Origin of the sequence: Bradyrhizobium vignae (genome assembly GCF_900324035.1) — a bacterium.
In the GTDB taxonomy this organism is placed as follows: domain Bacteria; phylum Pseudomonadota; class Alphaproteobacteria; order Rhizobiales; family Xanthobacteraceae; genus Bradyrhizobium; species Bradyrhizobium vignae.
Window position 1 is genome coordinate 1,931,933 of record NZ_LS398110.1, and the last position, 18,685, is coordinate 1,950,617.

At 61.6% G+C, this 18,685-nt stretch carries 16 protein-coding genes and 1 pseudogene; 7 read left to right on the forward strand and 10 right to left on the reverse strand.

All coding sequences use genetic code 11. The features are described 5' to 3' along the window. Positions 1-599: 599 nt before the first annotated feature. Together BRAD3257_RS09405 and BRAD3257_RS09410 are read right to left on the reverse strand one after the other, a co-directional pair. A complete protein-coding gene (locus BRAD3257_RS09405; protein WP_122401605.1) occupies positions 600-1,460 on the reverse strand; it encodes a hypothetical protein in 861 nt (286 codons plus the stop codon). A gap of 105 nt (positions 1,461-1,565) precedes the next feature. Beyond that, on the reverse strand, positions 1,566-1,865 hold the full coding sequence (locus tag BRAD3257_RS09410; protein WP_145986995.1) for a hypothetical protein: 300 nt from the start codon (positions 1,863-1,865) through the stop codon (positions 1,566-1,568). A gap of 303 nt (positions 1,866-2,168) precedes the next feature. Between BRAD3257_RS09410 and istA (BRAD3257_RS09420) the strand changes: the two genes are divergently transcribed. The 5 genes from istA (BRAD3257_RS09420) (at position 2,169) to istB (BRAD3257_RS09440) (ending at position 6,673) form a co-directional block, all read left to right on the forward strand. After that, the gene (gene istA / locus BRAD3257_RS09420) at positions 2,169-2,954 is read left to right on the forward strand and encodes an IS21 family transposase (RefSeq protein ID WP_244607905.1); all 786 of its coding nucleotides are present in this window, start codon (positions 2,169-2,171) and stop codon (positions 2,952-2,954) included. Positions 2,955-3,095: 141 nt separating this feature from the next. Then, positions 3,096-4,355, forward strand: coding sequence for an IS21 family transposase (gene istA, locus BRAD3257_RS09425; RefSeq protein ID WP_122401608.1), 1,260 nt, complete (start codon positions 3,096-3,098; stop codon positions 4,353-4,355). Next, a complete protein-coding gene (istB, locus tag BRAD3257_RS09430) occupies positions 4,352-5,215 on the forward strand; it encodes an IS21-like element helper ATPase IstB (RefSeq protein WP_407120139.1) in 864 nt (287 codons plus the stop codon). Before istA (BRAD3257_RS09425) ends, istB (BRAD3257_RS09430) begins: the two co-directional genes overlap by 4 nt. A 67-nt stretch (positions 5,216-5,282) precedes the next feature. Further along, a complete protein-coding gene (locus tag BRAD3257_RS09435) occupies positions 5,283-5,816 on the forward strand; it encodes a Mu transposase domain-containing protein (RefSeq protein ID WP_244608072.1) in 534 nt (177 codons plus the stop codon). After that, positions 5,816-6,673, forward strand: a complete 858-nt coding sequence (gene istB / locus BRAD3257_RS09440) for an IS21-like element helper ATPase IstB (protein ID WP_122401609.1) — start codon at positions 5,816-5,818, stop codon at positions 6,671-6,673. Before BRAD3257_RS09435 ends, istB (BRAD3257_RS09440) begins: the two co-directional genes overlap by 1 nt. A 522-nt stretch (positions 6,674-7,195) precedes the next feature. Here the strand turns inward: istB (BRAD3257_RS09440) and BRAD3257_RS40245 are convergent. From BRAD3257_RS40245 to BRAD3257_RS41910, 4 genes are all read right to left on the reverse strand, one after another. Continuing rightward, positions 7,196-7,372 carry a hypothetical protein gene (locus BRAD3257_RS40245; protein WP_174221559.1) on the reverse strand — a complete coding sequence of 59 codons (177 nt, stop codon included), beginning with the start codon at positions 7,370-7,372 and terminating at the stop codon, positions 7,196-7,198. A 379-nt stretch (positions 7,373-7,751) separates the two neighbouring features. Continuing rightward, positions 7,752-7,964: a hypothetical protein gene (locus BRAD3257_RS09445; protein WP_122406454.1), complete on the reverse strand. Its 213-nt coding sequence runs from the start codon at positions 7,962-7,964 to the stop codon at positions 7,752-7,754. Positions 7,965-7,990: 26 nt separating this feature from the next. Further along, positions 7,991-9,337, reverse strand: a complete 1,347-nt coding sequence (locus BRAD3257_RS09450) for an IS5 family transposase (protein WP_122406455.1) — start codon at positions 9,335-9,337, stop codon at positions 7,991-7,993. Positions 9,338-9,504: 167 nt separating this feature from the next. Continuing rightward, complete coding sequence (locus BRAD3257_RS41910) at positions 9,505-10,362, reverse strand: ATP-dependent DNA ligase (RefSeq protein ID WP_347338422.1); 858 nt, start codon at positions 10,360-10,362, stop codon at positions 9,505-9,507. A 175-nt stretch (positions 10,363-10,537) separates the two neighbouring features. Between BRAD3257_RS41910 and BRAD3257_RS09460 the strand changes: the two genes are divergently transcribed. Continuing rightward, positions 10,538-12,052, forward strand: a complete 1,515-nt coding sequence (locus BRAD3257_RS09460; protein WP_122406456.1) for a DDE-type integrase/transposase/recombinase — start codon at positions 10,538-10,540, stop codon at positions 12,050-12,052. Positions 12,053-12,641: 589 nt separating this feature from the next. On the opposite strand, the gene BRAD3257_RS41725 is transcribed toward BRAD3257_RS09460, so the two are convergent. After that, positions 12,642-12,773: a hypothetical protein gene (locus BRAD3257_RS41725; RefSeq protein WP_283809948.1), complete on the reverse strand. Its 132-nt coding sequence runs from the start codon at positions 12,771-12,773 to the stop codon at positions 12,642-12,644. 68 nt (positions 12,774-12,841) lie between these two features. Here BRAD3257_RS41725 and BRAD3257_RS09470 point away from each other — a divergent pair, with 68 nt between their 5' ends. Then, on the forward strand, positions 12,842-13,456 hold the full coding sequence (locus BRAD3257_RS09470; RefSeq protein ID WP_145986996.1) for a hypothetical protein: 615 nt from the start codon (positions 12,842-12,844) through the stop codon (positions 13,454-13,456). Positions 13,457-14,600: 1,144 nt separating this feature from the next. On the opposite strand, the gene BRAD3257_RS09490 is transcribed toward BRAD3257_RS09470, so the two are convergent. From BRAD3257_RS09490 to BRAD3257_RS09500, 3 genes and pseudogenes are all read right to left on the reverse strand, one after another. Continuing rightward, the gene (locus BRAD3257_RS09490; protein ID WP_122401612.1) at positions 14,601-16,559 is read right to left on the reverse strand and encodes an APC family permease; all 1,959 of its coding nucleotides are present in this window, start codon (positions 16,557-16,559) and stop codon (positions 14,601-14,603) included. Positions 16,560-16,986: 427 nt separating this feature from the next. After that, a pseudogene (locus tag BRAD3257_RS09495) lies at positions 16,987-18,172 on the reverse strand (IS3 family transposase). Positions 18,173-18,301: 129 nt separating this feature from the next. Continuing rightward, positions 18,302-18,517: a hypothetical protein gene (locus tag BRAD3257_RS09500; RefSeq protein ID WP_122401613.1), complete on the reverse strand. Its 216-nt coding sequence runs from the start codon at positions 18,515-18,517 to the stop codon at positions 18,302-18,304. Positions 18,518-18,685: the final 168 nt, after the last annotated feature.

Sequence of the window (18,685 nt, forward strand, 5' to 3'; positions counted from 1 at the left end):
CCGCATGCCGCACGCTGTGCAGACGAACCGCGGCTCTAGCTGCGAGATCCTGATGTCGTCCGACCATCGGTCGACGTAATCAGCCGTAAGCTTGACGTTGTGGCTGCAGCGATGGTCCTGGCAGAACACGAGATCGCGCACGCCCGTTGATGCAGGTCGCCCAGCGTGATCTTGCGCGGGCGGCCATCAGGTTCGGTGCGGTCCTTGCGTCGAGGACGTGGCATGCGGCCATCGAAGCTCGGCGCCGGCGAGAGTCAAATTATCGATTACTGGTGGCTTGGAAGGCGCGCGAGCTTCTGCGGGCAGGGGGATGTGGACAATTGCCGCGGCTGGTATCGTAAGTAGACGTATGGAGGACTCGCTTCGTTACTGCTGGCGTCGGCGCTCAGCTCGTGCATCGATGTAGACGATCACGGCGAACGTCGCGCCCAAAGCTAGGAAGCCAACACAGCCGGTAATAATCAACCCCGTCACCATCGCGAGATTATTATTTCTGCTGGCGTCTGGTGACGGCAACTCACTAATTATGGCAAAAAGCAACACAAGATCCCCGGAACCGCGGGCTACAGCGCGTCGTGGGTGTGGAAAAGGCCGCCGGTTCACGCTGACGGGCCTGATCGCGCGAGACGTTCATTTCGAGGGCCAACTCGCCATTTCTTGCGGCCAACAATGACGAAATAGGTGGGCGTCTCCCAGAACGCAAACAACCGAATTACGAAGCCGAGGTAGGTGATGCCGTCATCTCCGATGGCCGCGCTCATTGGGTAAATGTCATGAAGTACGCGTGGCTGGGCGGGCGGTGTTCCTCTTGGATCTCCTCCGATCAGGTAAGGTGCGTGCTCATCGCGACCAAGGATCAGGTCTGGGAGCATCGGCTCAAAAGCGTTCTCACCGCATTTCCCAATTGCGTATGAGTGTGCGATCTTCGCAAGCATTCGGGCAAAGTCGAGCATTCGAACGCTGCCGAGCCTGAATCCGTGTTTGTCAGGGATAAATTTCTCTAATTCGCCGCGAGCGTAGCGAAGCACGGTCTCACCGCTGAAATTGAGTTCGGATGTCGGAGATTGGCCCCGCAAAATGCCTGGGGGGAGCCAGTTGAAGCCAAGGCAATATCTCGGGATGTCCGCGACTTGCATTTCTTGCTTTGAATCGGACCCGTCGGGCCCTTTGAACCAGACCTCTCGGGGCTTGTTTCGGTTCTTTTTGCGTCTTGTCTTTAGGTCTAGATGCTCGCGAAAGACACCGAAAGTCCCGCGTAGGCACGTGTCTTCAAAGCGCGTTGTGATCGCATTGCATTTCAGACAGCTTGACTTGGGCAAGAACCAGTCGCCGCCTTTCGGCAGCAATCCAAACGGAATGATGTGCTCATCAGTGAAGGGCGTGTGTTCCTCATCCCGATGAGCGTAGATGCAATGATCGACGGGCGGGAAGGCTTCGCCCGTCCAACTGGCGGCAGTCATTTCATGCTCCTCGCGTCGGCTACAGAGCGTCCTGGGTGTGGAAAATTCCGAGCCTTTTACTTTTCTCGCAACGGCGCGGTCCGCGAATAGCTGAAACTCAGCACACTATTGAAGCCGCACTTCGGGCCATTCATACACGGCACCTTGGATACCATACCGAGCGGCGTGGGCATTGCTGATGTGCCCGACCGTGAGCATAGGCGTTGGCGGAAACTCGCACTTGCAAAATCCAAATCCGAGCGCCTTTGCAATTTCGGCTTCCGCAAGCTTTGCGCTCGATTCAGCGGTCACCAAAGCCTGGGTGATTGCCGCCTGCTTCTCTCCGGTTGGCAGGAGATCCTTGGCATCCTTCAGCAGGCCGAGAGCCGAACGTAAAGCATCAAACGTCGGCTTTACAGCACCCACAGCGGACGCGATCGTTATTGGATCCGGCATAGCCCCCCTAACCCCCGTGGTTCCTTGCATATGATCGCAGGCGGCCACTTTGTGCAGCCGACTCTTGGCCGCGCACCTTCGAAGCAGGCCCCGCGGGAGTGGGATGCTACCAAATGGCTGTGGCCAGGACCGCGGATCGAATGAGGCGCGGCCAGAAAAGCGCATCGATTACAACTGTTGACGCGACACCCCTTGGTGTCGCGCGCCATGGAAAACTGCCCCCTCGGCGTCACGAGGAATTGCCCCCTCCTTGGATAGCCGAGGAGAGAGGGAATGAACGAGGAACGAATCACGGAAGGCTCGTCGTGGATTGATCCACGGGGGCAGGTGATGAAGATGCCGGATGACGTGGCTGAGATGTTGCGCTTGAGGGCGTGCGGGTGGGGTCTGAAGCGGATTGCGCGGCATCTGGGCTGCAGCCATCACACGGTGAAGGGCTACGTGGCGGCCGGCGGGCCGAAGCCGTTCAAGTCGCCTGATCGCCCGAAACGGCTCGATGGCCTTGAGGGCTGGTTGCGCGAGAGGTTCATTCGGCATCGCGGCAATGCGGATGTGGTGCGCCAGGACCTGTTGGCCGAGGAAGGCGTGGCAGTCAGCCGGCGAACGCTGCAACGCGCCGTGCGGCCCTATCGCCAGGCGCTGAAGGCCGAAGCGCTGGCGACGACGCGGTTCGAGACGCCGCCGGGCCGGCAGCTGCAGATCGACTTCGGGGAACGTCTGGTCGAGATCGGCGGGGTGAAGGTCAAAGCATTCGTGTTCGTGGCGACGCTGGGGCATTCGCGGCGGCTGCATGTGCGTGCGTTCCGGGCCGAGAAGCAAGAGCACTGGTTCGCCGGGCTCGAGAGCGCATTCACGACCTTCGGCGGCGTGCCGGAGGAAGTGCTGATGGACAATCCACGCGCGCTCGTGGTGCGCCACGACGCGGTGAGCCGGTCGGTTCAGTTTAACGACAAGCTCATCGCGTTCGCGAAGCATTGGGGCTTCCGTCCTCGCGCCTGCGCGCCGTATCGGGCACGCACGAAGGGCAAGACGGAGAATGGCGTCGGTTACGTGATGTGAGTGGCGGAGTAATTCTCCCCACTTATGGCATTTGAAAATTCCCCAGTTTTCGCGACGGCCGACCGGCCAGGGCATGCCCTGGCCGGTCGGCCGTCGCGTCGAATCGCCGACGTTCCTCCTGCAGGCGGAAGGGAGGGCGCGGTGCTCAAACTTGGGGAACTTGTCATGATCCTGGATTTGCATCGCCAAGGTCTGTCGGTCAGCGCTATCGCCCGGCAACTTGGTGTCGATCGAAAGACAGTCAGGGCCTACATCGCCAAAGGATTGGAGCCGCCGGTCTACAAAAAGCGAGCGGTGCGGCCCGGAATTGTCGACCACTTCGAAGCTTATTTGCGTGAGCGGCTGGCTGCCTATCCTGCGCTCACCGCCGTGCGGCTGTGGCGTGAGCTCAAGGAACGCGGCTTCGTCGGCGGCTACAGCATCGTACGCGATCGCGTGCGCGAGCTGCGGCCTGCCCAGCCGGCAGCCTTCGAAGTGCGTTTTGAAACTCCAGCAGGTGAGCAGGCGCAAGTCGACTTCGCCAGGTTCGAGGTCCAGTTTGTCGATGAGCCAGGAGTCAAGCGCATCGTCTGGCTGTTCTCGATGGTGCTCGGCTACTCACGACTGATCTGGGCGCGGTTCGTTGTCCATCAGGACCTGCAAACAGTGCTTCGCTGCCATATCGCCGCTCTGGAAGCGATCGGCGGCGCTCCGCGCGAGATCCTCTACGACCGCATGAAGACCGCTGTCCTTGGCCAGGACGCCGAGGGGCTCGTGGTCTACAACCGCGCGCTGGTCGATCTCGCTCGCCATTATGGCTTCCAGCCGCGCGCTTGCCGGCCTTATCGGCCCAAGACAAAAGGCAAGGTCGAGCGGCCATTCCGCTACATCCGCGAGGACTTCTTCCTCGGCGGGGTCTTCCGCAATCTGGACGACCTCAATGGCCAGCTCCGCCATTGGCTGGATACCGTCGCCAATCCGCGGGTGCATGCCACGACCCATCGGGTCGTCAATGAGGCCTTCGCCGAGGAAAAGGCGGCACTGCAAGCCTTGCCGAGCGCGCCCTACCGGGCGGTGTTGCATCTGGAGCGACGGGCCTCGCACGAAGGCATGGTGAGCGTCGGCGGCAATCTGTACAGCGTGCCTGATACGAGGCGGCGGCGGGTCTTCGACGTCCACGTCCTCGCCGACGAAATCCGCATCTTCGAGGGCAGCGTGCTGGTGGCAAGTCATGCCCCGCTCGAAGGTCGGGGCCAGAAGCGGCTCGATCCGGCACATCGCAAGCTCGCCAGCTTCGGCCGACGCCGTCCAGGCAGTGCAGAACCCGTCACCCTCACGCGCGCCGGTGACCACGCCGTTCGTCGCTCGCTTGACTTCTACGCGGCCGTCGGCCGCCGCCTGGCAGCCCAGGAGATCGTATGATGAGTGCTTCCTCCGTCATCGAGCGCGTCAAGACCAACCTGGTCAGTCTGAAGATGCCGCGCGCCCTGGAAATCCTCGATGTCACCCTGCGCGGCCTCGAACGCGGCGAAATTAGCGCCCTCGACGCCATCGATGCCTTGCTCACCGAAGAACTCACGATGCGCGAGAACCGTCGCATCAAAATGGCGGTTCAAATGGCCAAGTTGTCGGCCATAAAGACGCTCGCCGGCTTCGACTTCGCCTTCCAACCGTCGCTCGACAAAAACCGCGTCCTGGCGCTCGCCGGATTGCAGTTCATTAATCGGGCCGAGGCGGTCCATCTCATCGGGCCACCAGGAACCGGCAAGACCCATTTGAGCCTCGCTCTCGGCGTGGAGGCCGTTAAGGCAGGGCGCAGCGTCTACTTCAGCTCCCTCGCCGATATCGTCGCCTCGCTCGCCAAGGCCGAACGTGACGGCGCTCTGCGCGAGCGGATCCGCTACTACTGCCGGTTCGCGCTGCTCATCGTCGATGAAATCGGCTACCTCCCGGTCACTCCCGGTGGCGGCAACTTGTTCTTCCAGCTCGTCAACGCCCGATATGAAAAAGGCGCTATGATCCTAACCTCGAACCGCGGCTTCGCCGAGTGGGGAGAGATCTTCGGCGATTCCGTCGTCGCTACCGCGCTGCTCGATCGCCTGCTTCACCACGCCGTCGTCATCCAAATCGAGGGCTCGAGCTATCGCCTACGCGAACATGCTGATCTCGTCCCCGAGACGATCCGACACAAAACGCAGGCAACCGCGAACCCCATTCCCCCGACCCTGAAACGGCGGGGCCGGCCACCAAAAGACGGAGGTGCTGATCACGTCGACGGCTGATCGCCATCCCGCCAACTGGGGAATTTTGCGGCGCCACTTCTGAGGAGATTCCGTGCGCCGTTGACACGTGAAGAAGAATGCGATCGCGGGGCATTGCTTCGCGAACTGGGTGGCATTCGAGGTGCATCTGGCTGAGTGGGAGCGTGAGGTGGCGAACGTGCGTATCCACGGCACGACCGGCGAGGCGCCGATCGCTCGCTTTGCGCGTGACGAGGCACACCGGTTGAAGCCGCTCGGCGGGCAGCCGTCGTTCGGATCGTTGCGCGAACTGGCCCGCGTCGTCGGCAACGATTGTGCCGTCGAGATCGACACGAACAGCTACTCGGTGCCGTGGCGGCTGATCGGCGAGCGCGTGGCGGTGACGGTTGCGGCCGGCGAGGTGCGCATCCGCCATGGCATGCGCGAGGTTGCGGTCCACAAGCAATCGGAGGGTCGCCGGCTGCGGATCATCGATTCCGCCCACCTCGACGGGGTTGCCGGGCGCAATGGCGCGGTCTGCCGACCGGAGATTGCGGCAGCGACGGTGCCGGGGTCGTCTCCACTGCCGTCGTTGTTGCGTCCTCTTGCCGAATACGAAGCAGCGATCGGAGGGAGCTTCTGATGGCGCGCACAAAGAAGGCTAATGAAGCACCAATCGATCGGCTCGAGGCCATGCTGGCGCGGTTGCAGCTCTCCGGCATCCGCGACCAGCTCGACAACCTGCTCGATGAGGCGGCGCGCGCGAACCTATCGGCGCGTGAGACGCTGATCCTGCTGTGCGAGCGCGAGATCGCGCGCAAGGATCATCGCCGCATCGAGATGGCGCTGAAACTCGCACACTTCCCGGCCGTGAAGGAGCTTGCGGGCTTCGACTTCGAGGCGCAGCCGTCGATCGATCCGAAGCAGATCCGCGACCTGGCCGCGTCACGTTGGATCGCCAACGGCGAGAACGTACTGCTGCTCGGCCCGCCGGGCGTCGGTAAGACGCACTTGTCGATCGCGCTCGGGCGAGAGGCGATCCTGGCCGGTTACACGGTCCAGTTCACCACGGCGACGACGCTGGTCGCTGGCATGGCCAAGGCGCATGGCGAGCGGCGCCTGGACGAGAAACTGCTCGCGCTGGCGAAGCCAAAGCTGCTGATCGTCGACGAACTCGGCTACCTGCCGCTGGAGCCCGACGCGGCGCATCTGTTCTTCCAGTTGGTCAGCCGCCGCTACGAAACTGGCGCCATGCTGATCACGTCGAACCGCAGCGTTGCCGAATGGGGCACCGTGTTCGCCGATCCGGTGGTCGCTACCGCGATCCTCGACCGGCTCTTGCACCACAGCCACGTGCTGACCATCCGCGGCGACAGCTACCGCCTCCGCGCCAAGCGAAAGAGCGGCCTCATCAAGGCGCCCGCCGCTGACGGCCCTCCGGTCGGCTCCGCCTCCCTCCGTCCCGTCAGCGGCGGAGCCAACCTTCAACCGACATCATGAACCCGAGGGTGGGGGCAGTTCTTCATGACGCAAAGGGGGCAGTTCCGGATGGCGTTTGACACCTTGGCGCTCAAGGTTTGGGCTATGGGCTATCCCTGCGGGCTCATGCCTGGCCTAGAAGAGGATATCCACTCCTCCAAACCGAAATGCCAATTTGTTGGCCTAGTGTAGCTTTTTCGTTGTAACGTGATCGCTTCTCATTTCTGCTACGGTGGTCAGCTACGTTTGTGATCTAACGGAGCTGTATCTCCGTGCCCTCCAGTCGTGACAAGGCGATCGCAATCCAATTGTGTCTGCTAGACGTATTCGCGAAGAGCGTCCTAGTTTCGCGTACTCCTTCGCGGCGACGGGCGCCGCGCTCGTCGGCGACCCGCCCAACGAGCAAGCCTAGAGTAGGCGCGGCGCACTACTCGGAGCAATCGAGGCAGTTTCAGCGAGATCGCGTCCGTTGGCGACGCTCGCCGAAAACTTTGGCCGCGATCTGAGGTGGTTCAGGCGCGCTGTAGCGCGGCGCTCGAAAATCTATGCGGCGATGTCAAACGATGCAATCAGTTCGCGGACCTCGTTCGCCAATTCCCGATAGTGCTGCCCGGCGCGCAGATACAGCTCTCGATTGCTGCCGTCAGATTTTTTCGCAATCAGATCGCATTCGGCTGCGAGACTTTCAAAACGTTCCAGCTTTGCCTGAAATCCAGTCATCGGAAAACACCCCAACTCTACAAAGGGAGGCGAAGATATCCGCGCGATTAGGTTAGGGCAAGCAATCGAAAATATAATCATGTTGCAGCGCACTTGCCTCGGAGCGGTCGCAGGACCAGCATCTACGCCCTGTCCCGACAACGTCTCGGGGATGCGGTCTCGATTGGAGCCAAGAGCTTTTGCAACGATCGTAGCGACCTGGGCGCCGGGCGCGGACGATGGGCTAGAGCGCTAGGGCCCGCCGGTTCCCGCTGGGCGAGGTAACTCAACGTCAACGGCTGATGGGTATAGTTAAGGCATGCGGATTGGTGACGAGTACCGCGGCACGCATGGGCATTGAAAACCCGCCGGCTCCCAGGTCGGCGGGTTTTTCAATCGACTAGCCCTCGTGGCAGGTGATGCCGAGGCTGTCGCAAGTGAGTGCGAACGACTCTTTTGATTTAGGGTCTTCAAAACAGAACCTAGTGCCGATCTCCGCGCGGTCGGTCCACCAACCGACGTTAGCAGCTTTTGCGATGCGGGAAGCTTCGCCTCGTAAGAGGTCGAGCTGTTTCCCGGCAGTACGAACAATCACGCAATTCTCTTTGGGCATAAAGGTCTCCAATAGCGAGTCGTCCGTTAAGAAGCCGATTGCAGCGGTGAGCGGTCGCTGATGGCTGCGATGAGGGTGGCCAGGAAGAGGCACCAAAGAACCCTCAGCCAGGCGAGGATGCGGCGGAAGTTGTGACCGACGGCAGAGAGGATGACGTTGGCGGCATCGCCGGCGCGGCCTTTGAGGTAGCAGCGGCCGAGGTGACCATCGGCCTTCAGGTGTCCGATGACGGGTTCGATGGCGGAGCGGCGGCGCAGCTCGCGCTTGATGATACCGAAGACGCCGCGCTTCTGGCCGGAGATGAAGACACGGCGCGGGTTCTGCGCGTCATGGCCGCGGTATCCCTTGTCGACATAGGCCCGCTCGATCGGACAGCCGGTGAGTGTCTCGGTGCGGTCGATGACGTCCCGCAGGGTGTGACCGTCGTACGGGTTATCGGGTAGCGCCCTGGCGTGCAGCACGAACAGGCCGCCGGGAGCACGGCGGTTGTTGGTGACGATGGAGGCTTTGACACCGAACTCGTAAGGCGCGGCTGCTTTGCCCTTGCCGATGCACTCGACCTCCGGAGCATGGAAGGAATACAGCTTCCAGCCGCGCTGGCGCTGCTGCTGCGAGCGGATCTGCGCGGCCCGGCTGAGCGGCAGGGCGAAGGCGTTCTCGAGCACGGCCTGAGCTTCGATCTTGCGGCGGATATCGCGGATGATCCGGCCCAACCGGCTGCGCAGGATGCGCAACTGCCGCTGATGCCGTTTGAATTGCTTGGCATGGGCGTAGCGGGAAGCCATCATGGCCGCGGTCTTGGCGACGCGAAGATAGGACTGCCGCAGCCTGATCCCGTGCTTCCTCGCCAGACGGTTGAGCCCCTTGATCGCCGCGTGCAGCAGCTTGGCATCGGTCGGGAAGGTGATGGCCTTTGGCTGCACCGTGGTATCGACTGTGACCCGCTTGAGGTCTTGGCCGCGTAACGCGCCGGCCTCGTGCGCCACCCGCAGGCTCTCGGCCAGCAGCAGTTCCAGCTTGTCGCCGAGCCGCTTGCGCCAGTGGCTCAGGTCCGAGCGCTCGTGCGGGAAGGCGTGCTGGAAGAACTCTTCGCCGGTGAAGTACTGGAAATATGGGTCGTGGACCCAGCGCTCGCAGACCCCCTCATCGGACAGGCCGTAAATGTGCTTGAGCAGCAGCAGCCCGATCACGAAGCGGGTCGCGATGCCGGGCCGGCCGTTCTCGCTGTAGAGCGGCGCGATCTCGCCGTCGATCCAGTCCCAATCGACCTTGCCAGCGAGCTGAACCAGCTCGTGCTTCATGTTGATGATCTGGTCCAGCCTGGCCCGGAACAGATCGCCCGATCCCGTCGTCCTGTGCTTCTTCGGTCGCATCGCCACCTCCGATGCGGCCACCGAATCATGTCTGGCGATTCGACGGAATCCTGAAAATGAAATTGCAAGGTTCCGATGCCCGAAGCATCAAAACCCTGCAATCCTAAAACACCCCGCAACCACAAATGCGATTCCAGCTCAATCGCTTAGCCGCTCTTCACGGATGACTAGCGATCAGGCGGCGCCCCCGTCAGCACGAAGGCCGCAGCAGGGGGGCTGCTGCGGCCAGCGCGATGGTCAAAATAGACCGGGTGAAAAGGTCTAAGTGAAATATGGAGCCAGCCCCGGTGAGACGGAAGCGTACCGCAGCCTTTTTGGCTTGCAATATGATCGACTTCACATTCTTCGGCAGGCTTAACGGGCCTCAAGGTGAGGGAAGGCCCTCCCGGGCTGGCGAGCTGGCGGGCCTTCACCTCTGAGCAAGGCCGCGTATGTCCCCCACGGCCCCGTCCCAAGGGCAACACTGACAGATTCTCGCTAATTATCATGGTGGAGCTGGCGCGCCATATGCTTAGATGTAAGCGCCGTGCCGATCGTGCGGAACGTCGCGGCTCGGGCCGCGGGAGCCGCACCTGAGTGGCGTCCGCCGGCCCGATACTATAGCTCTCGCCCCATCGCGGGATGACTTCGGTTCTTGTAGGGGCGATCGCGATCACCAGGCCCTCGAGACCCATGCGGCAGGCGGCGCGGAATAGGTCAGGCCCGATCTCGCCGCACTCGAAGGGCGCCACTGAAATCCCATCGGGCCGGCGTGCCAGTAGCTTCTCCAGCTTGGCCTTGCGCATGTGGAGGGGCAGCGACCGCAGATCGTCGCTCGCCATTGCGAGGATGTCGAAGTCGTAGAGCTGCACCTCGGGGTCGTGCTTGCGCGAGTGCAGCGCGTTAAAATCGGAGATGCCGTCGACGCCGAGGATCACGGCCTCGCCATCGATGACGAAATGCTTCTGCCGGTTCTTTAGCGTGGCTTCGGCAATCCAGGGATAGCGCCTGGTCCAGTCGCTGCCGTTGCGGGAGAGCAGGCGCACGCGCTTGTCCTCCCGGATAACCAGCAGCCGGTAGCCGTTGTCGCGCGCGGATCAGGATGGAAGAGCGCGTCAATCAAGGTGAGAGAGCGCATTGCCTCGCCCTAATTGTTACCAGATGCTGAGCCGTTGCCTCACGTAAATTGCTCCCTTGGATCGGGAGCGAGCGGGGGCGAAGATGGGGTGGCTAAGCATGGCAACGCGGAAGGAACTGACGGCGGCAGCAGGCGCGCGCTATCGGCGTTCGGATCGCGCGAAGAAGACGCGGATATTGGACGAGTTCGTCGACATCACCGGATTCCATCGCAAGCATGCGATGCGACTACTTCGAGGTCAGGAAGACGCGCGCCCAAGCCGAAGGGCGCGACGTCGAATGTATAATGAGGTAGAACACAACGCGCTCGTGCTCCTTTGGGAGGCGTCAGACCGGATCTGCGGGAAGCGGCTGAAGGCGTTAATGCCTGCGTTGATTGAGGCGATGGAACGGCATGGCCACCTCGACCTTACCCCCGAGATCCGCGACAAACTTTTGGCAATGAGCGCTGCGACGATCGACCGCGCATTGGTGGGGGGCCGAGAAGGATTAGGTCGCAAGCGTCGGCGGCACGCGACGCACTCGTTGCGTCGCAGTGTTCCAATAAGGACGTCGGCAGATTGGAATGATCCGGCGCCCGGATTCGTCGAGGCCGACCTTGTCGCGCATAGCGGTCCATCTGCGCGCGGCAGCTTCATCCAGACCCTCGTGCTCACCGACATTGCTACCGGCTGGACGGAGTGCGCTCCTCTGATCGTGCGCGAACAAACGCTGTTGAGCACGGTGCTGACGGAATTGCGCAAACAATTGCCTTTTGCGCTGCTCGGCTTCGATACTGACAATGATACGGTGTTCATAAACGAGACGCTGAAAGCCTACTGCGAGGCGGCCAACATCGTCTTCACGCGTTGCCGGCCCTACCGAAAAAATGACCAGGCGTTCGTCGAGCAGAAGAACGGCGCCGTCGTGCGCAGGATAGTCGGCTATCGTCGGTTCGAGGGCCTGGAAGCGGCCAAGCTGCTGGCTGAACTCTATCGATCGGCGCGGCTGTTCGTGAACTTCTTCCAACCCTCGTTCAAATTGATAGCCAAGCAGCGCGACGGTGCCCGTGTACGCAAGACATACAGCGCGCCGGCTACACCACACCAGCGCCTGGCAGCGGACGCCCGCACGCCTGACGCTGTCAGCCATCATCTCCAAGAAATCTATGCCGCTCTCGATCCAGTCGCGTTGTTGCGCGACATCCGCGACGTGCAGGAGCGCCTCGCGGCCCTCGCTGATACCCAACCAATCGGCCATCCTGCTGTGGCATCGCAACCGATCGATCGCTTCCTGGCAAGCTTGCGCACGGCCTGGAAGGACGGAGCCATGCGACCGACGGATCGGCCACTCGTGAAGGCGAAAAGAGGCCGACGTCGTCCCGACCCGCTCATCCGAGCAACGCCAGATTTGCGAAAATGGTTTGAAGCTGAGCCTTGGCGGACTGGCAGCGAACTGCTCTCGCGCTTGCAGATGGAATATCCTGGAGCCTATCCGAACAAGCTTCTTCGAACCCTTCAACGTCGGCTGAAATCCTGGCGCAGCGAGCAAGCGAATGCGCTGCTGTTCGCTCCTAGCGAGAAAATGCCGCCAGGGTACGAGGTCACAACACCCCAATGACGTGCGAGGTACCAGCGGAGGAGGCCGGGCGCTCCGAAACCCCGGCCATCTCCGCACCCGGCCTCCTCCTCAACTCAAGCCAGGAGCAAAATAAATGAGGCAACCGATCGCACCCGGGAGCATCAGTACATGAGGCAATACGCTTCCCATCCAGATCGACGCGCTACAAGCCGTCGTGCTTTACCTCATGAATCCAGTCCGGTCCTGACGGGACCTGCTTGCCGGCGGTCGCCAGGCAGAGCTCGTACGCCATACGCATGCGCCGAAGATAAGTTTTTCCGCAGGATTCATGAGTCGGGAACAAGTCGCAATCTGGCGAATTGCTTCCTTACTCCGGTGTCCCCAACTCACTCCCCGAAACCGGAGCAGACCAACGGCCTCAGTTGCTGCCCAGCTGGGGCCGACTTTATTGTGGGGTACCTTCTAAACTCGCTGCCGGCGCGCAGGATGGCGCCTCGGTGGCCGCAAATCTCACAGACAAACGGCCCGCCCACAGCGTCCAGCCGAGCGGCCTGGCTGGCCTACTTCATCTTGCGGCGTTGTCAGCCGACTAATCGGCTTCGCTGCATCTTCTCCGATCGATTGCGAGCTAGCGCCAGAACAGTGCAAGCAGCAGGATCACCGGAAGAGGAATACCGAGCAGCCACAATAAGGCACCTCTGCCAAACGTCATGGCGCACATCCTCCTGTTGTTTCCTAGAACACCAAATTCAGAACCCATCGGGAGTTCCTGTAACAGGAACGGACGATTTAACCGCGCGTTGGAACCGGAGCACGAGGGAGTTCGCCATGGCTACACGCACCTTTCCCAATATGTTTTTCGCCTGGACATGGTCAGCCGTACTGGCCGGCGTGTTCACTTCGTTGGTTGTCCAGATCCTGCTGACCATGTTGGGGTTCGGCATCGGTCTGCTTGCAATCGACATTCCCACTGCTTCATCGGCGCCTGCCGGCGCAGGCTGGGCCGCATTCGTGTGGTGGGCGGTCTCTGGGATCATCGCAGCATTTCTAGGTGGGGCCATTGCGGCAGCCAATTCGCCGGATCAGACTGGCCTCGGTCGGGTCGGGCATGCGATGGCCGCCTGGGCGGTCGCAACCGTGGTGGTGGTCGCTGCGGCGGCGATGTTGCCGGCTTCGGCGACCAGCATCGCCAGCAACCTCGTCGGGCCGTCATATTCCGCCAGCACGCGCGTCGCGTACTGGACGCACAATACGGGACGGGAAACCGTGGGCGCGACAACGACAGCTGCAACGCCCGCTCAAATTGATGCAGCCCGGAAGCACTTCGCCTACGCGATGTTTGCAAGCTTCTGCGCCCTTCTTCTTGGCGCGGGAGCAGCCTACGCCGCCGGAGTGGCCACCACGGGCCAGGCCGTCAAGGAAGCGGCCCGACCGGTGACTTGACGATCGCAGGTCCTAACTTGCCGAGGTCTGGTGGCTTCAAGGCGCCTGCCGATCGCCTCGACCGCGAAAGTGCGCACACATACCGCGCCTTAGGAACGATCCTTGCGACGTTCAGTTTTTGCAAACTTCAGCAAGGAGGTACAACATGAAAATCGCTACGATTGCCTTAGCAGCCGCGTTGGTGTTCGGATCGATTGCCGCAGCCTCGGCGCAAGGCGGAGCTGGGGGCGGGGCAGGTGGTGCGGGCGGCGCGGGTGCCGGCGCGGGCGCTGGTGGAAGCGGCGACGGCGGAGCAGGCGGAACCGGCGGAGCCAGTGCCGGAGGGGGTGGCCAGACCGACTCGTCGGCTCTCACTACCGGCCAAGGTGCGTCAAGCAGCCCCAGGTCGGCAAATCCCGGCGCCACGATGAACGACCCAAAAGCAAAAGGGCGGCAATAGTGAAGATGTGCTGACATGCCGCGAGAGCAGTCACGTGAGTGGCTTCACATACGTCCCGCTCTCGTGGATCATCAGCCAGCCGTGCTCGACGGCATACCTGATGCCGGCGCCAAACGCGGGGCCGCTGCTTCCAGCGTGTAGAGGAACGGAGCGTTGATCTTCTCGATATGGATTCGGCCGTCTTGGACGGACTCAATGCCGGCGGCAAGCTGGACTAGCTGGCGCGCCGCGGCGTCAGGATCTGCGCAGGGCCGTGGGGCCGCGAACTTTGTCACGTTTTATCGCTTTCGGGTCGGTGGCCCGCAATTGCCATCTTCGGATTACCTCGCTCAAAGTCGGGCCGGACGTCGGCGCCGCGGGCCCCACAGCCCTGACATACGAAGCGGGGCTCAATGTCCGACAGCCGCATCTCGTCCAGCCACGGGGCGCCGTCCAAGGCGACGTGATGGCCGCAGTGGCAACAGACTAAAATTCCGCTCAGGCCCATCCGCGCATCTGGCCAAACATGATCTTCAATCCTGCCAATTAGACAGGCTGAATCACTGCTATCCTCGAGTCGCAACTGCCGCCTTTTCAACAAAATCGGTCCACGAGCGGACACAAGCGCTCTTTCGCCGCCCGCCCGCTGGATCAGGACAGACACACCTGGGTCTTTCGTGGTCTTTGCCATAGGCAGCAAGTCCCGCGACCTCCGCAGATCGTGCCTTAGGCAGGCTGTCCAATCCGGTGGGCGCTGCCAGGTGCGACGCGCACTTTCTTGTTCAGATCCAGTCGCCACGGAACGTTGATCACCGTGAGGTCCGGTTGTCCAAGGGCGATCAGCTGCCTGCGTAGCCGAAGCGCGCGATGGGTATGCAGGAAATGCTGGTACCAGCGCCGCTTGACCACTTCTGGAATGAGCACGGCGATCGGCCTGCCGGGGAATTGGCTTCTGATTTCGTCAATCGCTCTCAAGATGGGCAACTGAATGGTGCGGTACTGCGCGTGGAGTACCACGAGACGCGGTGGCGCAAGCCCGACCCGTCGCGCGGGGACTTCCACGTCGACCTTCCATTGCTCCCGCAGCATGCGCTGTTCCTCAGTGGCATCCGGGCCTGACAGCTGCATCAGGTGAACGCCAACCACGTTGGGTGAGATGCTCAACGCAAATTTCAATGCATTGTCGCTCAACTTATTCCAGGATTCGAAGGCAACGACGACAATTGGCGGGCTCAAGCCGCTGAGATCCAACGGCCTCGGATCGCGGAGCTGCGTGGCGAGTTCATCGTAGTAAGACCTTATTACTTTGAGCAGAATGATGACGATTGGGAGCACCAACAGGGTGATCCAGGCTCCCTCGGTGAACTTGGCGGCAACAATAATAATCAGCGCAATACCGGTAGTTACTGCGCCTGCAGTATTGACCAGAAGATGGGCTCTCAGTTGCCCCTTCGGCCCTCCGGCTTGATCGATGGCGCGTCGCCAGTGCCGGACCATGCCCGTTTGCGAGATCGTGAACGTGAGAAATGCACCGATGGCGAATAGCGGGATCAGCCGGTCCGTTATGCCGCCAAAGACGATCAAGAAAAGCCCCGACGTGAAGCCGAGGTAGAGAATGCCGATGTCGAAGACCAAGCGACGGCCCGCGACAGCGAAGGATTTTGGCAAAAAGCCGTCCTCGGCGACCACGTGGCAAAGACGAGGGAAGTCCACGAAGCTGGTATTCGCCGAAAGGGCCAGCACGCACAGGAGAGAACCGATCGCGGTGTAGTAGACGAGACCCTGGCCTACGACGGCGGCCGCAAGCTGCGACAGCACGCTTCGATAACCTTCCTGTTCCTGATCCATGGCACCGATTCCATAGACGCGGGCGAGGAGAGCTATCCCGATCAGCAGGATACCGAGGATCACGGCGATGGCGGTGAGGGTCCGATGACCATATTTCACGGTGGGCTCGCGAAATGCGGTCATGCCATTCGACACGGCCTCAACGCCCGTCATGGCCGTGCAACCGCTGGCGAAAGCGCGCAACAGCAACCAGAGGCTGGCACCCTCGATAGCTTTGCCAACGGGCGGGGGCGGGACCTCCGGCTGCGGCGATCCGCCGGCCGTAAGTGCCTTATACGTGCCGACGGCCAGGATGATGCCGAAAGTTGCGACAAAGACATACGTAGGCAGAGCAAACACCCTGCCGGCATCTAGCGTGCCGCGGAGGTTCACGATCGTTACCAAAGCCAGAATGGCGAGGCACAATGGAAGAATGTAAGGATGCAGGACCGGCACAGCCGAGACCAACGCACCCACGCCGGCTGCAATGCCCACCGCGACGTTCAGGACGTAATCGACCATGAGCGCAGCAGCTGCGAGCAAGCTGGCATTAGTGCCGAGGTTGTCCTTTGCAACGATGTAGGCGCCGCCGTTATTGGGGTACGCCCGAATGGTCTGCCAATAGGAGGCGAACAGTATCCCGAGAAGCGCCACGATCGGCGCCATGACCCAACCAATGTAGGATGTCGCTGCTGCGCCGAGCGGGATGAGAATGGTGAGGGCCGCCTCGGGCCCATAAGCGGATGAGCCGAGCCCGTCCAGCCCCATCGCGGGAAGCCCCTCGAACGCTCCGATTTTGCGTTCCTTGAACTCCCTATTGGCCAGGCGCCGGCCGAGAAAAAAATCGAGCAGACTCACGACTAAATCGGTCCGGCTGAAGGATGTTCACTTCGAAACAAGGGAGCCGAACTGCAAAAGTTCCTAGCGCCGCACGGCCCCAAGACACCTGCATGTTGCCGTTCAAGGCAACACTGCTATGAATGAGCATCACTGGTATCTCGTCGCAATTGCGGCCTTTTTCGACAGAATCTGCCCGCAGACGAAGCCAAGCATTTTATGAAATGCCCGACCTGCGAGTATCGATCTGCGCGATCTTGCCGCCGTCTTGGACCATGAGGGCCGCCTGCCTCATGCCGTTGCAGATCGCTCGCAATGGGACAGAGAGGTCCACTAACTGATTAGAGCGCCAGCGGGCCGCCAGTGCGAACCGGCGGCCTCTGTGCCTCAAAGTGCCGCTGATCTTTTACAAGACCACATCGGCCCCAGCTGACCTGCCACTGAATTTTCATCCGGCAGCGGTTAGAGTCTCGGAGCTTTGTACGCCAAGTGGCGCGGTTGGAGCAACGGACGATCGGCGGAGCTGGTCGGGGTTGCGTAGCCGATCGTCCGTTGCGGTGAGGTGGGCGGCATAAGCCGCGGGGGTCATGTATTTCAGCGACGAGTGAGGCCGCTGAAGATTGTAGTCGGCAACCCAATTGGCGATCTTGGCGCGGGCATGGTCGAGATCGAAGAAGAGAGTCTCGTTGAGCAGCTCGTCACGCATCCGGCCGTTGAAACTCTCGAGAAGCCGTTCTGCATCGGCTTTCCCGGTGCAATGAAGTGCCAGTCGATAGCTGCGTCCCTGCACCAGGCGAGCATGGCATTGCAGGTGAACTCGGTGCCGTGGTCGGACACGATCATTCCTGGCTTGCCGCGTCGTTGGACGACGGCCGTCAGTTCGCGAGCGACGCGTCGTCCTGAGATCGACGTATCCGGAATGGCGCCCAGACATTCCTTGGTGACGTCGTCGACGATGTTGAGGATGCGGAAGCGCCGACCGTTGGCGAATTGGTCGTGGACGAAATCCAGCGACCAGCGCGCGTTGGGCATCGCCTCGACTAGGATCGGGGCACGGGTCCCCACGGCCTTGCGGCGAGCCCGCCGCTTGCGGACGGTGAGCCCTTCTTCCCGATAAAGCCGGTAGATCCGGTTGATCCCCGATGGCTCACCCTCCCGCCGCAGCAGCACGAACAGCCGGCGGTAGCCGAAACGCCGCCGCTCGTTGGCAAGGTCACGCAGCCGGCCACGGAGAGTCGCGTCCGGAGGACGGCTGGAGCGATAGCGGATCATCTTCCGATCCGCTCCGACAATCGAACAGGCCCGCCGCTCCGACAGGCTCATGACGGCCTGCAGATGCGCGACCGCAGCGCGCTTGGCGGCGGGCCCTACCATTTTTTTGAAAGAAGCTCGCGAAGGGCGGCGGCGTCGAGCATCTGCTCGGCTAGAAGCTTCTTCAGCTTCGCGTTCTCGTCCTCCAGCGCCCTCAGCCGCTTCGCCTCTGAAACGTCCATGCCGCCGAATTTGGCCTTCCAATTGTAGATCGTTGCTTCCGAGACCCCGTGCTTGCGAGCCAGGTCGGCCGTCTTTGCCCCAGCCTCATGCTCCTTCAACACTGCGATAATCTGCTCTTCCGTGAACCTTGCTCGCTTCATCTGTCCGTCCTTCTTCGGGCCGGACTCTAACTCCATCTGGAGGAAATACGCAGGGGCAGGTCATTCCCTCATAGCCCGATGGAGCGGCATAGAGCCGTGCGCCGCTTGAGATAGATCAAGGAAGGTGCCTCACATTCCCAGCTCTCTGCGGATGACATTCCTGTGCTCAACATGCAAAGCTCGGAGCAGCCGGTACGTGGCCAGAAGATCTAAGGTGAGGACGGTCGAGCCGCCCGCGCGCTCTAACTCGTCAATGATTTCGATCTGGCGAGCAATATGCTTGTCGCTCAGCGCAACGTGGCGCTCAGCCTGAGCTAGGTGTGCCTGGATGAGCCGAAGGTCCATCGGGGCAGCATACGCCTAATCAGGCCGCTCTAAGAACAAAATAGGGCAATGGCGGCGGAAACAGGCCAGCGCCGACAGTCGAAAGGGCAAGGACCGACGGTCCGCTCAGGGTCAATCGCGACGGTCTGGCCCGGTTTAAGTTAGGTCCGATCTACCCCTGACAGGGCC

Bases quoted from the DNA above. Each gene is read 5' to 3' on its own strand.
- BRAD3257_RS40245 (WP_174221559.1), bottom strand. From the start codon at position 7,372: ATGACTGGATTTCAGGCAAAGCTGGAACGTTTTGAAAGTCTCGCAGCC.
- BRAD3257_RS09445 (WP_122406454.1), bottom strand. From the start codon at position 7,964: ATGCCCAAAGAGAATTGCGTGATTGTTCGTACTGCCGGGAAACAGCTC.
- BRAD3257_RS09460 (WP_122406456.1), top strand. From the start codon at position 10,538: ATGGGGTGGCTAAGCATGGCAACGCGGAAGGAACTGACGGCGGCAGCA.
- BRAD3257_RS09405 (WP_122401605.1), bottom strand. From the start codon at position 1,460: ATGACTGCCGCCAGTTGGACGGGCGAAGCCTTCCCGCCCGTCGATCAT.
- istB (WP_407120139.1), top strand. From the start codon at position 4,352: ATGATGAGTGCTTCCTCCGTCATCGAGCGCGTCAAGACCAACCTGGTC.
- istB (WP_122401609.1), top strand. From the start codon at position 5,816: ATGGCGCGCACAAAGAAGGCTAATGAAGCACCAATCGATCGGCTCGAG.
- BRAD3257_RS09500 (WP_122401613.1), bottom strand. From the start codon at position 18,517: ATGGACCTTCGGCTCATCCAGGCACACCTAGCTCAGGCTGAGCGCCAC.
- istA (WP_244607905.1), top strand. From the start codon at position 2,169: ATGAACGAGGAACGAATCACGGAAGGCTCGTCGTGGATTGATCCACGG.
- BRAD3257_RS09470 (WP_145986996.1), top strand. From the start codon at position 12,842: ATGGCTACACGCACCTTTCCCAATATGTTTTTCGCCTGGACATGGTCA.
- BRAD3257_RS41725 (WP_283809948.1), bottom strand. From the start codon at position 12,773: ATGGGTTCTGAATTTGGTGTTCTAGGAAACAACAGGAGGATGTGCGCC.
- BRAD3257_RS09450 (WP_122406455.1), bottom strand. From the start codon at position 9,337: ATGCGACCGAAGAAGCACAGGACGACGGGATCGGGCGATCTGTTCCGG.